This is a genomic window from Litoribacillus peritrichatus, assembly GCF_039537985.1.
GTDB lineage: Bacteria > Pseudomonadota > Gammaproteobacteria > Pseudomonadales > Litoribrevibacteraceae > Litoribacillus > Litoribacillus peritrichatus.
The window spans coordinates 241,802-261,231 of record NZ_BAABBN010000007.1 but is presented as its reverse complement, the minus strand read 5'-3'; the positions used below and the strand labels follow the sequence as shown (position 1 = coordinate 261,231).

The 19,430-nt window shown below is 44.6% G+C and carries 17 protein-coding genes and 2 pseudogenes; 10 read left to right on the top strand and 9 right to left on the bottom strand.

Going from position 1 to position 19,430, the window contains the following annotated elements; genetic code table 11:
- Positions 1 to 57: 57 nt before the first annotated feature.
- From ABD744_RS10925 to fabR, 3 genes are all read right to left on the bottom strand, one after another.
- The gene (locus ABD744_RS10925; protein ID WP_344798420.1) at positions 58 to 1,206 is read right to left on the bottom strand and encodes an acyl-CoA dehydrogenase family protein; all 1,149 of its coding nucleotides are present in this window, start codon (positions 1,204 to 1,206) and stop codon (positions 58 to 60) included.
- 92 nt (positions 1,207 to 1,298) lie between these two features.
- A complete protein-coding gene (locus tag ABD744_RS10920; RefSeq protein ID WP_344798418.1) occupies positions 1,299 to 2,387 on the bottom strand; it encodes a DUF4344 domain-containing metallopeptidase in 1,089 nt (362 codons plus the stop codon).
- Between the two features lie 67 nt (positions 2,388 to 2,454).
- Positions 2,455 to 3,072, bottom strand: coding sequence for an HTH-type transcriptional repressor FabR (gene fabR / locus ABD744_RS10915; protein WP_344798416.1), 618 nt, complete (start codon positions 3,070 to 3,072; stop codon positions 2,455 to 2,457).
- A 256-nt stretch (positions 3,073 to 3,328) separates the two neighbouring features.
- On the opposite strand from fabR, the gene ABD744_RS10910 reads away from it, so the two are divergent.
- The 4 genes from ABD744_RS10910 to ABD744_RS10895 all read left to right on the top strand — a co-directional run bounded on the left by ABD744_RS10910 (position 3,329) and on the right by ABD744_RS10895 (position 7,184).
- Positions 3,329 to 4,573: a ferredoxin reductase gene (locus ABD744_RS10910; protein WP_344798415.1), complete on the top strand. Its 1,245-nt coding sequence runs from the start codon at positions 3,329 to 3,331 to the stop codon at positions 4,571 to 4,573.
- A gap of 39 nt (positions 4,574 to 4,612) precedes the next feature.
- Positions 4,613 to 5,728, top strand: coding sequence for a fatty acid desaturase family protein (locus ABD744_RS10905; protein WP_344798413.1), 1,116 nt, complete (start codon positions 4,613 to 4,615; stop codon positions 5,726 to 5,728).
- A gap of 67 nt (positions 5,729 to 5,795) precedes the next feature.
- Positions 5,796 to 6,116 carry a hypothetical protein gene (locus ABD744_RS10900; protein ID WP_344798411.1) on the top strand — a complete coding sequence of 107 codons (321 nt, stop codon included), beginning with the start codon at positions 5,796 to 5,798 and terminating at the stop codon, positions 6,114 to 6,116.
- 33 nt (positions 6,117 to 6,149) lie between these two features.
- Positions 6,150 to 7,184, top strand: a complete 1,035-nt coding sequence (locus tag ABD744_RS10895) for a hypothetical protein (RefSeq protein ID WP_344798409.1) — start codon at positions 6,150 to 6,152, stop codon at positions 7,182 to 7,184.
- Positions 7,185 to 7,481: 297 nt separating this feature from the next.
- Here the strand turns inward: ABD744_RS10895 and ABD744_RS10890 are convergent, their stop codons facing one another.
- Complete coding sequence (locus ABD744_RS10890) at positions 7,482 to 7,766, bottom strand: cytochrome C oxidase subunit IV family protein (RefSeq protein WP_344798406.1); 285 nt, start codon at positions 7,764 to 7,766, stop codon at positions 7,482 to 7,484.
- Positions 7,767 to 7,773: 7 nt separating this feature from the next.
- The gene (locus ABD744_RS10885) at positions 7,774 to 8,388 is read right to left on the bottom strand and encodes a cytochrome c oxidase subunit 3 family protein (RefSeq protein ID WP_344798404.1); all 615 of its coding nucleotides are present in this window, start codon (positions 8,386 to 8,388) and stop codon (positions 7,774 to 7,776) included.
- Positions 8,389 to 8,840: 452 nt separating this feature from the next.
- Here ABD744_RS10885 and ABD744_RS10880 point away from each other — a divergent pair, with 452 nt between their 5' ends.
- Positions 8,841 to 9,110, top strand: coding sequence for a hypothetical protein (locus ABD744_RS10880; protein WP_344798402.1), 270 nt, complete (start codon positions 8,841 to 8,843; stop codon positions 9,108 to 9,110).
- 48 nt (positions 9,111 to 9,158) lie between these two features.
- Positions 9,159 to 9,446 carry a c-type cytochrome gene (locus ABD744_RS10875; RefSeq protein ID WP_344798400.1) on the top strand — a complete coding sequence of 96 codons (288 nt, stop codon included), beginning with the start codon at positions 9,159 to 9,161 and terminating at the stop codon, positions 9,444 to 9,446.
- Between the two features lie 799 nt (positions 9,447 to 10,245).
- On the opposite strand, the pseudogene ABD744_RS10870 reads toward ABD744_RS10875, so the two are convergent.
- Positions 10,246 to 10,587: pseudogene (locus ABD744_RS10870) on the bottom strand (transposase); the annotation flags it as partial.
- A gap of 391 nt (positions 10,588 to 10,978) precedes the next feature.
- Here ABD744_RS10870 and ABD744_RS10865 point away from each other — a divergent pair.
- The 3 genes from ABD744_RS10865 to ABD744_RS10855 all read left to right on the top strand — a co-directional run bounded on the left by ABD744_RS10865 (position 10,979) and on the right by ABD744_RS10855 (position 15,894).
- Positions 10,979 to 11,821, top strand: a complete 843-nt coding sequence (locus ABD744_RS10865; RefSeq protein ID WP_344798398.1) for a hypothetical protein — start codon at positions 10,979 to 10,981, stop codon at positions 11,819 to 11,821.
- A gap of 204 nt (positions 11,822 to 12,025) precedes the next feature.
- Positions 12,026 to 13,984, top strand: a complete 1,959-nt coding sequence (locus ABD744_RS10860; RefSeq protein ID WP_344798396.1) for an ATP-dependent nuclease — start codon at positions 12,026 to 12,028, stop codon at positions 13,982 to 13,984.
- An 8-nt stretch (positions 13,985 to 13,992) separates the two neighbouring features.
- Entirely contained in the window at positions 13,993 to 15,894 is a 1,902-nt protein-coding gene (locus ABD744_RS10855; protein WP_344798394.1) for a UvrD-helicase domain-containing protein, read from the top strand.
- A gap of 426 nt (positions 15,895 to 16,320) precedes the next feature.
- Here ABD744_RS10855 and ABD744_RS10850 read toward each other — a convergent pair.
- The 3 genes and pseudogenes from ABD744_RS10850 to ABD744_RS10840 all read right to left on the bottom strand — a co-directional run.
- Positions 16,321 to 16,416: pseudogene (locus ABD744_RS10850) on the bottom strand (transposase); the annotation flags it as partial.
- Positions 16,417 to 16,583: 167 nt separating this feature from the next.
- Complete coding sequence (locus tag ABD744_RS10845; RefSeq protein ID WP_344798392.1) at positions 16,584 to 17,120, bottom strand: hypothetical protein; 537 nt, start codon at positions 17,118 to 17,120, stop codon at positions 16,584 to 16,586.
- A 38-nt stretch (positions 17,121 to 17,158) separates the two neighbouring features.
- Positions 17,159 to 17,872, bottom strand: a complete 714-nt coding sequence (locus ABD744_RS10840; protein ID WP_344798390.1) for an AHH domain-containing protein — start codon at positions 17,870 to 17,872, stop codon at positions 17,159 to 17,161.
- Between the two features lie 283 nt (positions 17,873 to 18,155).
- Between ABD744_RS10840 and ABD744_RS10835 the strand changes: the two genes are divergently transcribed.
- Positions 18,156 to 19,430: IS1380 family transposase (locus tag ABD744_RS10835; protein ID WP_344798388.1), on the top strand; the 1,275-nt coding region annotated here is incomplete at its 3' end.

Sequence of the window (19,430 nt, the reverse complement as noted above, 5' to 3'; positions counted from 1 at the left end):
TCAACAGAGCAGCGCCTCTCTTACTCATCTTGCTTATACACTGGCAACACAACCAAGCTATAACCCCATCTGCTTGGCAATCATTTCTTTCATGATTTCGGTGGTTCCGCCACCAATGGCCAGAATTCGCGCGTCTCTCGACAAACGCTCCACCACAGACTCGCGCATGTAGCCCATACCGCCAAACAACTGCACCGCCTGATAAGTTACGCGCTCCGCTACGCCAGTGGCAAAATTCTTGGCCATCGCCACTTGCTTGATTGGACTTTGACCCGCCTGCATCATAGCCGCCGCCCGGTAGGTGTATTCTCTGGCAATATCGATGTCCGTTGCCATGTCCACCAGCTTGTGGCGATTCACCTGAAACTTACCAATTGGGCGACCAAAAGCCTCCCGTTGTTTGATGTACGCCAGACTTTCTTCCAGTGCTATTTGCGCCGTCATGTAGCCCATAATCGCCAGCATCAGACGCTCGTTCAGGAAGTTACTCATAATACAACCAAAGCCGGTGTTCTCCGCACCGATCAGGTTATCCACAGGCACCCGGCAGTCATCAAAAAACAACTCGGCCGTATCACTGCAACGCCAACCGGTTTTCTTTAAGCGCCTGCCCACCTGAAATCCTGGTGTGTCTTTTTCAATCAATAACAAACTGATGCCTTGATGCCCTTCGCCACCGGTACGAACTGCGACCGTATAATAATCTGCACGTACCCCGCTGGTAATGAACGTCTTACTGCCATTCACCCGGTAGTATTCGCCCTCCCGGACAGCACGGGTTTTTAAACTGGCAACATCCGAACCACCACTTGGCTCAGTAATGGCCAAAGCTGCGATCTTATTTCCGGCAATCACTTCTGGCACAACCCGTTCTTTGAGTTCTGTTGTCGCCCAATTAACCACCGGCGGCAATGCAATATCGATGGACCCCAGGCCCGCCACCAAGCCACCTGAGGTTGAACGCATAATTTCTTCTGTGAAGGCCACCTTCATAAACACATCGCCTTCCCCCGTTCCACCCAAGGCTTCCGGGTAGCCAATGCCCAATAAACCGGCCTGACCTGCCGTTTGATACAAGGCAACAGGAAACGACTCCTGCTCTTCCCAGTCCGCTACGAACGGCAATACATGCCGAGCCACAAACTGTTGTACGGTTTGACGAACTAACTGATGGGTCTCATTGAAATAGCTAAGAGGGTCGGACATCGTCGCTTCCATTTATAATCATTAATGTAAATGGAAGTTTAGTTGAAGGCACAAGAAAACCAAGCATACGCTTGGTTTAATTTTTCATGGGTTTACTCGGCCAGTTTTTGCTTTAACCAGGATTTAATTAATCTTGTGATTTCCGAATAGCGGTCATCCCGGTCATTGATAAAGGCCGCTTCCTGCGCCGTCAGCGGCACAATCAAATTACGGGCAGAGACGGTTTTCATTTCATCAATCAACGACGAAACCCGGGTTGAGTTATCGGCAAATTGTTCGAGCAACTCATAACAAATAATCACAATATTCTGTTTTGAATTCCACCAGGCATCAGGCCCCGCGCACATGGTTTCAATGTACACAGGAATGTCGTTTTTGAGCTTTAAGACGTCGTTAATACTGGCCAATAAGCGCTTGAGACGTGTTGAGTTTTTTAACGACTGGTAGAGTGCTGGCTGTTCACCCTTGGTACGGTTTGTCCAATGAATGTTCACCTGCCCTTCTGAATCAGAAGCGGCACTGACGCGTTTGAGCTTCCACTCAGGGTCAAATTGATAGTGACTGACTTTGGTGGCCAACCAGGCTAAGGCCTGTTGGTTTTCCTTGAATTCCAGATCGCAATCCCAGGCTCTTTCTATCGGTAGCCAGCTGTCCTTACGCAGAGATTCCAGCACATCCGGGTTCGAACCATACGCCAGACAGGTTACTTCATAGAAGCGCTGTATGGGCAAAGGATGAACATCCCAAAAGACAGTGTTTTGATTCTTTAAATCCATCTGCCACTGAATCATCCAGTCCGCAGACACCGCCAACAGCCGATCCAACAACTGGGGGTCCAAGCCATCATGCATCAGAATGAGCAACATCACGGCAATTTGATCCGCCGCTTGCTCTTGCCCACCCAACACCGGAATCTGATGGTGATCTATGACCGCATGAGCCAGCTCATGCAACAGCGTAAATTCAAGATTACTTTCGACGTAAAACTGAGCATCGTACACTTTAAAAGGATGGTAGTGCTCAATGTCGTCGGCTCGCAACGCGCCACTGATCCCGATCAGACACATGATCATGGCAGCACATACACCATGGCGCCAATCCGTACCAGAAAAATGCGTACCTGCTAAATACTTACCTACTAAATACTTACCTACTAAATACCTGCGATAGCCTTGTTTCATTGTTCACGATCCTCCCAGACAAGCCAGCAGCATACGTTCAAAATAACAAACCAAAAGCAGCAGTCCGCTAGGAACGCCACTCGCCTGCGCCCAGCCAAATCAGACGCAATTTCTTCACCATCAGGTTAATAAATTCTTGCCTGAAATTCGGGCTGGTATCGGCCTGATCGAGAAAGTCTATGGTGGACTCAAAAACCGTTTCGACCATCAATTGAGCCATCATATCTAAATCTAGGCTATTCACCTGATTCAGCAATGGCAGTGCCCGAATATCTGTCGCTAACTCACTGGCAAAATATTTAAACTCATTCCGAATGGCACTTCTTAACGCCAAAGTACCTCCGGTTCGGCACTGGCACATGAAGTAAAAATAGTTTTTATGCTCGCTGACAAAATCCGTGTACACCTCAATGGAGCTGCGATTCAGCGCTTCCGCGTAGGCACCCGACTGACGGGAGTTTCGCATCAGCTTGCGCAGCAGCAAGCCAAGGTCGTCCACCACATTCAGGCCCAGTTCTTCCATATCCGTAAAGTGACGATAGAACGAAGTCGGAACGACCCCCGCATTTTTTGCCACTTCCCTTAAACTGATACTGGAGAAGTTTTCACCCCCGCCGACCAAGCCAAGAGCGGCGTCCATTAGGGACTTCCGTGTTTGCCGTTTCTTTTCTTCTCTCGTTAACATTCAAAAATATATCCAATTCACACTTACAACAGTGTCCAACCGTACACAAAAAACTAAAAATCAAACGGTCATCAATATTTAATAATACGCCGTATACTCAGCTAAAACCAGGACTTAGCGGGTATTTCAGCCTAAAAACACACCCAACAGTTTAAATAGTACACACCATATTAGTGTACAAGTGTTGACTCAAAGAAACTTCAAGAATATATTTAGTGCACACTTGTACACCAAACAAGTTTTTAGGAGAGTCTTCATGTTTTTTACTCAACTGCGTTCAACGGCTATTAGCACACAAAAGAACACCCGAATACAACCCGGTGCGTTCATGCTTCAACATTTACAAAGCCGTGCCGTTTTCCTTGGCACTACAACATCGGACTATCTCGCGGGTATTTCACGTCGTTTCTGGGCACAAACCGGTACTTTGCAAAGCTACCTTGATTTCATGCTTTGCGAAATAGACCCCTTATTCAGCCGAAAAAGAATTGCCGCCAAAGTACTTAAAGTCACGACCCAAACCAGCTCAGCGACGTCTTTTCGGATTCTGCCAGCCTCACACTGGCAAGGCTTTGTACCAGGTCAATATATTACCTTAGAAGTAGAAGTAAATGGGGTTCGGTTACTGCGCAATTACTCCATTTCATCAACAACCGCAGAATTTAATCGAAGTGGAACCATCGACATTACCGTCAAAGCCGTCGATCAAGGCAAGGTTTCTAACTACCTGAATAAAAAGCTGACCGCCGGTGACACCCTTCATATCAGTCAAGCGAAAGGCGAATTTACGCTCGCTGACCATCAACAGCAGCCCATCACCTTTTTGGCGGCGGGCAGTGGCATAACGCCGATCATGTCGATGCTGGAAAGTCTGTGTCTTCAGCACAGAACCGCCCCGGTCACCCTTCTGTACAGCGTCCCTACAGAAAAAGACCTGATCTTTGCATCGCAGCTTCAAACGCTATCCCAAACACACCGTTTCTTGCGTTTTATTCCTTATTACAGCCGAACACAAGGCCGGTTAAACCAAGAGGCACTCAGCGACCTGCTCAACCTTTCTAAGGAAAGCGCCACCCAACAACGGGTGTACCTCTGCGGTCCCAATGAGTTTATGGCTGCACAAACGACGCACTTAACGCATATGGGCGTATTGCCCGCCAACATACATCAGGAAAGTTTCGGATCGGCCAACGTCCTGCGAACACCGGATGCCTCGTCGCTGGCAGCGCTGAACACAGACACACCTTCTACAGTGCACTTTCAACGCTCCAACACCACCATCACCAGCCAGACCAATAAATCGTTATTAGAGCTTGCAGAACAAGCAGGCCTGAAACCTAAATACGGTTGCCGAAGCGGCATTTGCCATGAATGCAAATGCACCCGAACGCAGGGCAGGCTGTTCAATACATTAACCGGCGAATGGATACCCGACGAACAACCAAACGTTCAGGCCTGCATCGCCGTTCCGGCCGGCCCTGTGGCCATCGAAAACTTATAACAAGATCCATCCGATTGTATGCGGGTGAAGGAGAGCATTATGGATATGAAAACCAATCAGCTGGACATTTTATTACCGGACGAACTGGACGCATTTGGCCAAGAGTTGGATCAGTTGCGCCAAGACACGTTAGCCAAACTCGGCGAGGAAGACATCAACCACATTCGGAACATCATGCGGATTCACAAGCGGTGTGAAATCGCCGGCCGAACCCTGATTCACTTCAGCCTGACCCCCGTCACCTGGGTTGCGGGAATTGGATTGTTGTCCACCGCTAAAATCCTGGAAAATATGGAAATAGGCCACAACATTATGCATGGCCAATACGACTGGAGTAACGACCCAGAACTTCAGTCACAGAGTTACGAATGGGACACCGTCTGTGATTCAGAATCCTGGCGGAACACCCACAATTACGAACACCATACCTACACCAACATTCTGGGCAAAGACCGGGATTACGGCTATGCCGTGTTACGCCTGTCAGAAGAAGACGAGTGGCGCCCTAAACATTTATTCCAATTTTTAAACTACGGTTTACTGAGCGTATTTTTTGAGTGGGGGGTCGGTTTACACGAGCTGGAAGTGGACCGAATCAAGCGCAAAGAAATCACACTCAAAGATAAACTCCCGTTCATTAAACGCTTTTCCAAAAAAGCCGGCAAACAAGTGGCCAAAGACTATGTGCTGTTTCCTTTGCTGGCCGGGCCGTTGGCACCCAAAGTATTAATCGCCAATGCCATTGCCAACCTGAACCGCAATCTCTGGACATCCACCATCATTTTCTGTGGCCACTTCACCGAAGACGCCCAGACCTTTAAACCGGAGCAATGTGAAAATGAATCACGCGGCCAATGGTATTACCGTCAGTTGCTCGGCTCCAGTAACTTTGAAGGCAGCCGTTGGTTGCATATCATGAGCGGGCACCTCAGCTATCAGGTCGAGCATCATATGTTTCCCGACATACCAGCGCACAGATACCCGGAAATGTCGTCCAAAGTCATAAAAATCTGCGAAAAATATGGTATACCCTACAACACAGGTTCTTTTGGCCATCAATATCTCACGGTATTAAAACGAATTGCACGATGTTCATTGCCACCAAAAGACACCCTAAATAAATTCAAATTTTCACGAATATTCAAAACCGCCTAACCCGACTCAAGGCATCATCCTACCGATGAATCGCCAGGGCTTAGCGTTAAACAGAAAGGTACCGACCATGACAACATTGCTTCAACGCCTGGAAATTGCGAAAGATTTTGCCCAAACGGCCATCGACACCACCGTCACTGCCATTGAAAACGTTCATACCGCCATCGCAGATACCAGCTACCAGGTCATGAACCAAAGCCCGATCAGTTCGGACAAACTGAAAACGCTGAAAGAAACTCACGATTCAACCGCCGGAAACATTTACAGCACCATCCGGACAGTCAATCACAGCTTGGGCGAATTAGCCTCAGACTATTTCGAATCTCTGGAAGACAGTGCAAAAGTGGCTGATGTCATGTCCAAAAACAATGAAAAAGCGACTCCTTAGCCTACCACTCAACCCTCAGGACGGACCCAATTTATGAGTAATCCAGCCACGCCGGCAGACAACCAACTGCACACACTGCTCGACCTTCACGTTCAACACGAACTGGCTGGCTTCGAAACAGACACCTTCATCAACTGGGTACAGCAAGAGTCTGGCCCATTGTTTGAGTGGTTCAAAACCACAAATTTAAAACAGTGGGTAACGCCGGAACAAATCAAACAAATCATTCACCGCAATGTGGTTGAACAGGAAATCCCCGGCGCAATAGCAGAAATTGCCGGCGAAGCTGCAACACGTTTATTCACATCCGAAAAACACAGAAATACCCAACTGAACGAAGTCATCACCGCCCATCAATTTGAAGAGTTTGTGGATAAGTTGCTTGAGCTGGAGCAACAGCGGATTGACGGTCTGGATCACATCATCGACCTGCCAATCTATGGCGACCTGATATCCAGCGTGGTTTACCAAGCCATCACCCGTTACATTTACGAAAGTAATGTGCTTACTAAAAAAGTACCGGGCGTGTCTTCTGTGCTAAAAATGAGCCGGGCGGTGGTGAATAAAACTGCGCCTAAACTCGGCGGTGCCGTGGAAGAAAGCGTCAAACGCTACATCACCAACAACCTCGACTTCATTCTTGAGCAAAGCAAATCCTTTCTGGAGTTCTCCATCACCGAAGAACAACTGAAAGCCTCTGCCATGGATCTGTGGGATATTTACGAACACAAAACCTTGGGCGAGATTCAACAAGGCATGGACAGCATCGATTTATCGGAGTTTGTCGTCTTAGGATACGAATTCTGGCTACGTTACCGCACTACCGAGCACTTTAAAGATAACTACGAACTGATCGTTGACTACCTGTTTGAAACCTACGCCGATGAGAATCTCAGCACCCTGCTGGAAGATTTCATGATTACGCCGGAACGGTTATTAACGGAGGTAGAACATATCGCGCCACTAGCACTTAATACGCTAAAAGAAAGTGGTCAACTGGAAGGTCTTATTCGACGAAGACTGGAAAGCTTTTATTGCTCTGAAGTGGCGACCTCAGCACTTCAATGATCTCGTTCCTTACTTTAATAATCCGAAAAAACAAAGGGGAGCCGAAGCTCCCCTTTGCCAACCAAAACAAACTTCTAACCAATAACTAACGGAAAAGAAGTGTCGTAGCAAGACACCTAAATCCTAATCAGATTTCGACTTATCCTTATCGGATTTCTGATCATCTTTAGGTTTATTGTCCTGGCCACCACAGCCTCCGCAACAACTCATAGGCATTTCCTCTCTTGATTTCAGCGACAGGATCATAATAACCAAGTGTTTTACTCAAGTAATTGATCCAGATCATTTATTAAACACTTAACGGCTTCCGATTAACAAAATAGCGCCGGTGATTCCCGGAATCAGAATCACATAGCTCAACATCAACCTGCGCCATAGCTTAGGCGCCTTCATTAATCCCATGTAAACATCTGAAACAATGATGCCTTTCAGAGCCGTAATCACCACCGCACAAGTAATGATGATTTGCCCCGAAATGAACTGTTGCCCCAGAACAATGGCGGCGACCGTCAAACTGATCAACACCAACCAACTTAGGGTGTCTCTGACCACTCCGGCTTTAACCCCTGTAGATGCAGACATAACTCACCTAGATCACGTAAATTAACGGGAAAAGAATAATCCACAGCAAATCCACCATATGCCAATAACAGGCACCGGCTTCAACGCTGGCAAAGTTTTCGTTCAAATAAGATTCATTTTGCAGACAAAACACAAATATCACCAAAACCACCATGCCCAATAAAACATGCATGAAGTGAAACCCAGTCATAAAGAAATAGAACATATAGAAAGTATTGGTGCTTAAATCGTATCCCGCTTCGATGAGTAAGTTGTATTCCCACAACTTACTGACCACATAAACGCCTGCAATCAACACCGCCAGCATTAAGCCCTGCTGGCAACGTTTACGGTTGCCTTCTCTGGCCGCAATCATCGCCAACGCAACCACGTAACTGCTGGTAATCAACGAGACCGTGTTAATGAGGCCTGCAATCGGATGAAGTGTCGCCTGACCGGCACTGAACATTTCACTGTTCTGGGTGTGCATCCAACTGTAAGCAATGAAGAAAATCGCAAATACCGTCAACTCCGCCAAGATAAAAAACCAAACCGCCAGATCGCCCGGCAATTCTTTTTCTGAAGACACAGATTGAGCGGCAGGAAAAGTTGAATGAGATCCAGATTCAATGACCGTAGACATGTGAAGAGCACCCCTCGTTGTTTTAAAAAGGGCATAGAGAGCCAGTAGACTCTCTGTTGCCAACCATTCGAACCATCAGGCATACCCACCTGATAAGTTCGAGCAGGCTGTAGAGTTTCGTAATCGAGGCAGGACTAACAAGGCAAAATCAGACGAAAACGCGGAATTTATAGTTCATAAATGAGCATTTTGAGCCTGATTTTAACGCCGTTAGTGCAACACAGATAGAAAATCAACAACCTGCCAGAGCATCAGACCCATCCGATACTCTTACCTGGAGTGAGAACTCAATAATAACCAACTGTTTTACTCAGGTATTTGACTTAGATCATTTCTAGGTGAATTCAGGAAAAGGATATTTTGCCCGGCCTTTTTACTTAGAGTGTTCGGTAAGGTTCGGTTAAGCTAACGCTGATAAGCTTGCATGGATTCGACCTGAAAAGAGAATAATGATGAAAAACAATTTGCGTACAATACTGGCCTTCACATTAGGTGCGTTTACTTGCTTACTATACGCGGGCGAGTCTGTTACCAAACAATGTGAGCAGTGCCATGCTGAAAACGCACAGGCAAGTGTTCTTGCACCCGTTTTAAACGGTATGCCAGCCTGGTACATCAAAGACCAGATACAAAATTTTCAAACAGGTCAGCGAAATTCAACGTCAGAAAACGCACAGTTCATTGATGCCGCACATCAGGCTCATACATTTAACTCACCATAACTGGACGACATTGCCGATCATTACGAAGACAATGACCGAACCATATCCATGCTGACCGTTACAGGTGACCCGCAAAAAGGCGCGCCTCATTTTGATAAAGATTGCGCCAGTTGCCACACCAGCGCTTTTGGCCGATTCCTGAGCGATAGCCCTGAAATCACACAACTGGAAGGCCCTTATATTTTCAGCCAGCTGAAAGCTTTCAAATCCGGCCAAAGGAACTTCACAGAAGAAACCAAATCTCATCGGAAAATGATCGACCGCATCAAACAATACAGTGATGAAGAGCTGGCCGACATCGTGGCCTACATCAAAGCCAATGCGCATACGCTTTGAGGTCTAAATAAGAAAATACAAATAAGGCACTAATAATGGACAATAGTATAACCTCACCCAATGGATTTAAGCCGTCAAAAGGACTCAAATACTTAAACCGGTTTTTGCTCTTTCTTCAGGTATTCATACTCTGAGGGCTAGCAACAATGATGACCTCTCGGGAACACTTTCAGCAAATAAGTGATTCTATATTTGAAGGTACCAGCCTACTAATGGACTCTCGACTTGCGGACGTATTTGTAAGAGATGAGGCTGTCATCCTGCTGTGCCTTTTTTTGGGCTTACTTTTCTTTAAGGAAAGGAAGTTAAAAAAACAAGGTGAAAGAGTATTATCGAATGCGGTTGGTTCAGTTGTTCTTTGTCTGTTTGCAGCCGCTTTAATAAATAGTCTTTACCCGTGGTGCATTTAGGATTTTAAGAAAAGAGTAAGCCACTCACCCTCATAAAGAGGTTATCATTAGTTGTCGAAAAAAATGGTAACAAGATGAGTGACTTACAAGCAGTTTATAGCAAAATATTGGCGCTTTTGCACGAAATTGAGCCAAATGATAATTTCTTAAAGCAGATTCGAAAACCTAAGCTGTCACCTGAATCCGTGACTTAAAGCCCTTTTAAACTTTTGTCTCTGAAGACTTCCCATTTTTCACATTCCATGGTGACTTACCATTCCATTACAGCTTGGCTATTCTGCTAATCATTGCCAGAACAGCCCGTTTTTTTGCACACTCCAGCCTTGCGGACGTGCAGATGCCTCAGCCCTCACTCGCTGATACTATTAAGTGTAATGCAGGGCGTGAATTCAGCTCAGTAACTGGCTCAACTGTCTGTGCGCATTGAAACCAGGGCTGTGTTGACCAAAGCGTAAGACCAATTGACGGCCCGACTCGATCATTCGGCTTGCCACACCAATCACTTCTTGCATGACGGTACGCAATCTTCGTCGTTTGGCTGGATGACGGACTGGGGAGTCTTTACCCATCAAACTTTGAAGCCCCATCCAACGTAAAATATTATACGCCAGTACGCCAAAAGCCATGACTAAATCATTGGTGTCGAACTTTCCTGAAGGCAGGCGTTCAAGGTCCAGGTCGGTCTTAAATTCACTGTGAAATTGTTCGCTAGTCGCATGCCCTCGGTACAATTAATAATTTCCGATCATCTTCAAGCCATTAAACGACTCCTAATTGATCGATTAAGTGACCAGTAAAAATACATAAACTTTTCATTTTTTTGGTGTGAGATAAGGATTGTAGTTGTTACTTGAACTTGCGTATTACCAATACCAAATTCATTGAACGAATTTTTAGCGGACTTTAAAGGCGTTTTTCTAAGTACCGCTATTGGCTGATAGCTAGAGCCTTGAATATGTAATAAGTTTTTTCGTTAAAACCATGCACAATTCGCATGACTTAAGCTAATCAGTTTATCCAACTAGTTACCTATTTTTATGCACTTGATTAGACTGGCTATAGAAAAATATGAACTCTATGAAATAACTGTGGATAAAAAGCTAAAGGAATAGGCTCAGAAATATGAACTCTACCAACACAAGCATATCGAATTCTAAAGAACGATTAATTAATCAAGTTAAACAAGCAATTACGGCAAAAGCAATAATTTCGGCAGCATCGATCGGTATGTTTATCCCGTTCGTGAAACTTGTTTACTGGGTTTTCGATACTTCGTATTTAGGCGGATTTGGAGTGAGTCCCGATATATTTAGCCGACCCGTTTTTTCTAGTGGTTTTGTTAGCTCTTGGTTAGTCGTAAAGTCTATGGGGATCGTAGTCGCCACATGGAGTATTGTCGCTCTTATATTTTTTATTATTTTAACTACGGTCAACATCGGCCCGGGCGAAGAACAAATACCTGACCAGTCACATTCTCAAGGAGCTGATAAGCAGAAAGATGGGATTGCTAAAACTAAGCTATCGAAGTTCTTAGTTCGTTTGGTCGATGCAATTGAGAGGTCTTTTGACTGGCCGATGTATACATGGGTTGGAGGATTAGCTGTATTTTTTCTCCTAGCATTTTCTACTATATGGGCTTCAAATAAAGGAAACGAGTTAGCTGAACAACAAAGAGATTTATATCTTGAGTCAGGTTTTTGCGCTGACAAATTTAACTCAAGTAACGTTGGCTGTTTTAGAATTCAAGGTGTTGATGGCCAAGGGCACTTTATTATCGCAAATAGTCAGACGCATATCATTTACCTCTCAAGGAACAGTAAAGAGAACTGTCAGCCTGAAATTATACTGAATATTCTTGAGAGGGATTCCAAAGCGCAATACTCAATTAATAGGCAATTTATACAGCAGAATGATTTGACAAATACATTAGATACAAGAGCCTCAGTAAAGCATAAACCATGTTAGAAAAAAAGAGAGCAAAGGTAATAGGTCTATCTCTTCGAAGCTCATTTGTGATATGACACACACCCAACTTCAGGCCATATGTCACCTTTCACAAACTTGCTCGCTTAGCTAAACTGGCTCTAACTAATATTCTACTGTGCGAAGAGTCTGTGTGATTTGAAAGCAGCGTACTGTTTGTAAGTGGCCACAAGAAGGGAATCGGCTTTGCATATTGAGACACTCAAACTAAAAAACTTTAGAAGCTTTGGACCAGAAGGCCAGAGCATAGCTGTCGATCCGGATCTAACCACTTTGGTTGGAGCAAATGGTGCAGGCAAAACGGTCTTAATGCAGGCCCTGCAACGAATGTTTGGGATATCCAATGAACAGCGGATCATTCGTCGTCAGGATTTTTATATTCCTTCTTCTGAAGAAGAAACACCTAGTCATCGAACTTTAACGCTTGAAGCCATTGTCGCTTTCCCTGAATTGGATGATGAAGACGGAGATCACTCTGTAATACCAGACTTCTTTCACCATATGAGCGTGACAGATGAGGGTGGCCAACTGAAGTGCCGTTTGCGCTTGGACGCGGAATGGGAAGATGATGGCTCAATAGATGGGTACATTACTAGCCAATTTCGCGCGGTTACGACATCGGGTAATCCAGAAGAGGCTGATTTTCACAATGTGCGTCCAGCGGATCGCTCTAGAATCCAATTGATTTACGTACCTGCAACAAGATGCGCAGCCTCCCAAGTATCAGCATTTCTGAAAGGCCGACTTTGGAAGGCCATTAACTGGTCAGAGCAAGTTCGGTCATCTTTTATTGAGAAGGCTACTGAGCTCAATGAGGTCTTTGAAGGGGAAAATGCGATTAGTGCCGTTACCGGAAAGCTCACTGAGCGATGGCAGGAGTTGCACTCTGCTGGAACTGATAGTACACCGAAGTTTCGTCCGATAGACCTGCGCTTTGAAGAATTTGTTCGTAAGGTAGAGGTACTGTTGCATCCAGATGAAAGTGGTCGAGATCGGAGCATCGATGAATTAAGTGATGGCCAAAGCTCCCTGTTTCATATAGCCATGACTTCAGCCACCCTAGATGTTGAAACTGAGATCCTGTCCCAACCAGAGTGTGAAGACTTTCTCGGTGCAGAATTGCCCTTGCCTTCGTTGACTATTTTGGCGCTTGAGGAGCCGGAGAATAATTTGGCTCCATACTATCTATCTCGAATCATAAGTCAGATCAGTAGCTTAGTGCATGGCTTAAGAGCACAAGCCGTACTATCCAGCCATTCGCCTAGCATCCTCGCTAGAATCCAACCAACGCAAATAAGACACTTCAGACTAACAGTTGAATCAAACACCACAGTTGTTCGTCAACTGACTTTACCCGATGAAGAGAACGAAGTTGCAAAGTACATTCAGCAAGCGGTGAGAGCCTATCCTGAGTTGTATTTTGCTAAGGTCGTGGTTCTTGGGGAGGGGGCTTCCGAGGAGGTAATTCTTCCAGCTATATCAGAAGCGATGGGCATTCCAATTGATAAGTCTTTTGTCGCCATGGTTCCATTAGGGGGCCGTCATGTGAATCACATGTGGCGTTTGCTGACAGACCTAAAGATACCTTTTATTACATTGCTTGATTTGGATTGGGGACGATATGGCGGTGGCTGGGGAAGAATAAAGAACGCAGTCACCAAGTTGATAGAGTTTGGAATACCGGCTGAGAGTATTTTCACTCAAGGAGTGAATGCTGATGGGGTAGCTGTCAATCTGGCTGAGTTTGATACCTTCAGGCGTGATGATTATGAATTTATGAGTCGTTGGGTGAGTTATCTTCGTCACCCCCGTTTTAACGTATATTTCTCCAGCCCGTTAGATATTGATTATTCGATGCTGAAAGCCTTCCCTGAGCAATACCAGGTTGCTCCGGATGAAAGCTCTTCCGGGCCATCTAGCCGTAGTGAACCTGGTGACGCCGTCATGGGAGATGAGGGAAATCCTGAATTTTACGCTGACGATCTTCTTAATCTGCGCTGGTATAGATATCTGTTCTTAGGAAGAGGTAAACCAAGTACGCATATCCGAGTGCTGGGGGCTATCCCTTCAGATCAGTTGGCCCTGAACGCACCAGAAGAACTACGAGCTTTAGTTCAATCTATTCACACCGCTCTTCAAAACTAGGGGGCACAGTGAAGTTCATTAAACTAGAAGACTGGCATCCCAAGGGGATCGATGATCTTGAGCCAAATGCTTGGTTAGCACTAAGGCGACGAGAGTCCACTAGCGTCATTGCAGGTCCTGGTGCGGGAAAGACAGAATTTTTAGCACAGAAAGCTGCATATTTGCTTGAGACAGGCCTGTGCCCTCCAAACAAGAAAATTCTTGCCATATCATTCAAGACCGACGCAGCAAAAAATCTTGCAGACAGAGTAACAGAACGCTGTCCTCAGGAACTGGGCAGTCGATTTGTTTCTATGACTTTTGATGCATTTACTAAGAACATAGTTGACCGATTTTATTCTGCAATTCATGGTGACTGGAAGCCAACACAACAGTACGAAGTCTTCTTTCCAAATAAAAGAAGTGTAAGTGATTTTTGGCGAAGGCTACAGAGCAGCGTTCCTGATAATTATCAGTTTTCAATTATGAGTGAAGTCAGACAGATGACTGATAGTACATTTGAAAGCAATGTGGTCGGCTCTTGGAGGATTCCTGCACACGGGATTCATGCTCCTCAATCAGCTAGAGACTATATCATTGTCAGCTGGCTACTTGAGCAAATTAAAGTTTCAAATGATGGTCAATCAAGCATCTCTTTCACAACATTAAATAGGCTAGCTGAATATATTATTCGCACTAATAATCATGTGCACCGAGCTATTAAGGGAACCTACCCTTTTGTCTTTGTAGATGAATTTCAGGACACAACTTATGCCCAGTATGACTTACTATTGTCTGCTTTTGGTTTAAGTGAGATAGCTGTAACAGCTGTTGGAGATTATAAACAAAGGATTATGGGTTGGGCGGGAGCTAAGGATGATGCGTTTCATCAATTTGAGGCCGATTTTTCGGCACAACGATATCCGCTACGTCTCAATCACCGGTCTTCACCTGAATTAGTCAGGATACAACAGGTTATTGCACAAGCAATTGACTACGAGGTGAGCGAGCTTCAAACAAATAATCACAATCAAATATCAGGCGATGCCGCATGGGTTTGTGTTAGTCGTAACATAGATAATGAGGCAAGTTACTTGGCTCAGTGGATTGCAAGTGACTTGCGAAGTAGCACACTGAAGCCAAGGGACTATTGCGTTCTTGTACGTCAAAAACCTGAGGATTATGAACAACAGCTATCTTCTTATTTAACTCAGTATGGACTTAGCTTACGCAATGAAAGTGTGAAAATAGGCAAAACTACACTTCAAGATTTACTTGCCGAAGAGTTGACTATTTTGTTCTCTACCCTGCTAAGGTTGGGGCTTGGACAGCGAAATGCAAAAGTTTGGAGTCAATTATCAGCAGCCATACAGCTACTTCGTAATAAAAACCAAGAAGATGAGAAAGCACTGAGACAGGTTGAGCACCAACTAACGAACTTTATTTCTGAGCTCAGGGATGCGATGTTGCAACCATTTACATCAGAAAATACTCGTCATGTTTTTGAGCGAGTCATAGATTTCATTAATTTAAAAGATCTTCGAAAAGCATATGCGCGTTACGCTACAGGTGACCTTCTTGAAATAAACCGGTCAGCACTTGAAGTTTTTTTTACTCACTGTGTTGAGAGCCAAAGCTCATGGGCAAATTTTTTGGATGAATTTGAAGGTATAAATCATATACCACTAATGACAATTCATAAAAGCAAAGGACTAGAATTCGACACAGTTATTTTTCTGGGGATTGATGATAATGCTTGGTGGTCTTATCAACCAGGGAATACTGAAGGATTAGCGACTTTTTTTGTGGCTTTGTCACGCGCTAAACAAAGAACGATATTTTTTTATTGCCAGCAAAGGGGAAGCAGGCGTCGGGTTTCTGATTTCTACGCCCTGTTAACTTCTGCTGGTGTAAAAGAATATGAAATCTAACTAGTAATCTAGAAGTTTGGCTCTGTGAGGATTCAGAAACTCGTAATGTTGTCGATGACAGCCGCATCTTTATTTTGTCAATCGCGTTAAAGTCGGTAAAATGCAGAACTACTGATTTCACAGATTAAGCACACTCAGACTAAACTCAAGTCCGATTCAACGAGATAGTTAGCACATTGTTTTTTCTCCTCTGTCACCATTCCTTTTTTGTGAATAGATCTTTCATCGCTTGGTTTTCCAAGCTGACTTCTGCAAACATTTTCTTGTACTCGGTCAAGGATTCCTCATAGGTCAGTGACATCTAAGATTAAATATCAATGTGTGCATATATTTGCACATTTCGTTGGTTTTAATGGATCATTTGTGCATATAGGTTCACAACGATAGTGCTATGCAGGTATTAGATGGGGTTTGTTGAACGCTTACTTTCCAGTTGTAGTAAGTGGCATTGCTAGTACCGTGTCTGCGACATACATCCTCAACTGATTTGTCTGCATCGGCTTCTTTGAGGACAGTGATAATCTAAGATCCAGTAAATCGTATTTTCTTCATTATGGTTTCCTGCTGTTACTATTATGAGGTTGACCTTTTCATCTGTAAATTTAGTCGGATGTAAACTCTTGGAGATGATATTGCAGCCACTTGAAACAGAAAGAGCATAGGAAAGAAGGGGCCTTCTCTGTTGAGGGTTAAAATGAGTTAACTAAACTATCTTCGAACATTAGCCCTTCTAGGTTGAACTTTTCGCATAACTCTTTGAAAGTTGAAGTAGCAAATAAATGGGCGCAATAATCCATATTCGACTTGAAAAGTAATTTTGATTTTATATCATCTTCTTCGAATGCCAGTGATTTCAAACCGTTTTCGAATCCACCTAGAAATTTTTTCTCCGTCAGTTCAAAATCTTCTTTTGCAAAGGTCAGGCAGTTGAAGAGATACATCTGTTCACCCTCTGCTATAACTGGCAAGAATTCACCTTCGAACTCCAGGTAATCCTTCAACACCTGGAATGCTTTTTCGTTCAGGAGCAATGTAGTGTTATCCCAAACAGAAATGTCAGGGATTTCAGTACTTGTCTTCGAAAGGGGTCTGAAATCTGCAGATACATCTTTCCAAATAGGTAAAAGGCGCTCATTTGCAGAAGGGTAATTCATCAAAGTCGGCAACATTTCATCAATATCACCCAGTTGTTCTGCTAGCATCATGATATCAAGCCCAAAAGTCATAAACTTTTCCGGACTATGCCTCAGTCGGAATACTTTCATTAGTTAATAGTCCCATCAGTACCTTTTGCTTGTGTAATTCGGTCTGGATAAGAGCCATTTTTTAGTTGGCGCTTTTTCTCTTTCAATTGGTTTAGAACCATTTCTTTAGAGAGACCGTTGGCGCGTAAAACTTCAGTGACCCAGTCTTCGTAATTGTAGCGGTGGATGGGTCTATGGGGCGCTGAATTTGGGGTCGCCCAGTGTCCGTGGTCTGACATATAGCGAGGGAGCCAAACTCCGTTAATAGGGTCGTTAATACCAATTCCGTGTACATGGAGGTTTAATCTAGCTCTCATCATTTCCATTACTAACCACCGGCCTTTCCCCATAATGATATGATGAGGTTCATGACTTGTAGAAGGTTTTGGCTCTGCAATAGCTGCTAGATTATTTGACAAAGTATGAGTCGGATGGTGAGGTTCTCTTTGTAATTCGCTTAATGACTTGGATGCACTTTCTTCTCTGTACTTTTTTAAGTTCTCTGCTAGTGCTAAGGCAGATAGTCGTTCTTTCTCTTTTTGCAGATGATTCCAATCTTCTTCGAATGCTTTTTCACGGTTTTTTTTCTGAGCAAGAGACTCATTGGCAGGAGCGGCTAAAGCCTTGTCATAATGGTACTTCCTAGCCTTCAGCTCGAAGCGGTAAATTGATAATTGAAGGGGGCTAGGGTTACTCGGACGTGGGTGTGGGATAAAAGGTCCTTGGGGTATCATAAGTCTCATCCTTGAGGTTAAAAGTGGAGATCATATCAGCAGTGAGGTCTTATCTCAGAGTTCTTGGTTCACACTTTTGGGAATTTACGAATTCTGACTGATTCCAATTTTTTTACTGTAAAACCGATCGTTATTCTAATGCTCCTGGTTTGTCTTTTATTAAAGTGTTCTCTAATCCCTGAATCCGTGACTTAAAAACTACCTTAAGGCCCCGTACCCCTCTGATTTACTGAAGTTTCTGATAAAATACCCTCTTTCAAAAAACTCACTCACCAGGTGAATAATGCGAAAGTTTATTCTTGAACAATCGGACTCAGAAATTTACACCTCAAGCGCAGGGTTAGCCCTGGCTGGTAGGTGTATGAATAAGCACACGCCATTACCTAAAACAACACGAACCATAACCAAGCGCCATGGCATTGCTAACATTGATTTAGTTCGGACATACCTTGGACTGATTCTGTCGGGTAAAAGTGACTTTGAAGCCGTAGAGCAAGTTCGTCATGACCCTTTTTTCAAGCAAGCTATGGAGATCAAACAAAGTATTTCCTCCTCTCGATTGCGTCAACGATTTGATGAAGACGCTAAAGCACTCATTCCTTTACTGGATGAAGCCAGTGTCGCCTTTCTTCAATCCGTAAACGCGCCAATTACGCCACTTAAAACCGGGCATGTACCATTGGACATTAATGCGTTCCCGCAAGATAACAGTCACACGAAAAAAGAGGGTGTATCCCGTACTTACAAGAGTAACATTGACGGCTATACCCCAATGGCGGCCTACTTAGGGAATGAAGGGTGGTGTGTGGCTTGTGAACTACGAACAGGGAGCCAGCATGCGCAAAAAGAATTTGATTACACTCTGGAACGGGTACTACCCCGGGTGAGAACCCTCACTTCTGCGCCCATTCTGGCCCGATTAGACAGCGCCCATGACGCACGTAATAACCGTGATATCTTTAACAATCATGACATGGACTTCTTAATCAAATGGAATCCACGCAAGCAAGACCCACAGAGCTGGTATCAACTTGCACAAGAAAATAATGTGGCTTGGGAAGAGCCCCGATCTGGCAAGAAAGTGTTTGTCTTCAGCGTGGTGAAAGACGATTACCGGTTAGTGGTGCGCTTGGTGGTTCGAGAGTCAGTCCGTCATGGTCAGTTGTTTCTGAATCCTGAATTTGAGCTGGAGGGCTGGACGACATCACTCCCTGAAGCGTCATATGATAATGAAACGATTATTCAGCTGTACCGAGGGCATGCGACTAGCGAACAATTTCACAGTGAATTTAAGACCGACCTGGACCTTGAACGCCTGCCTTCAGGAAAGTTCGACACCAATGATTTGGTCATGGCTTTTGGCGTACTGGCGTATAATATTTTACGTTGGATGGGGCTTCAAAGTTTGATGGGTAAAGACTCCCCAGTCCGTCATCCAGCCAAACGACGAAGATTGCGTACCGTCATGCAAGAAGTGATTGGTGTGGCAAGCCGAATGATCGAGTCGGGCCGTCAATTGGTCTTACGCTTTGGTCAACACAGCCCTGGTTTCAATGCA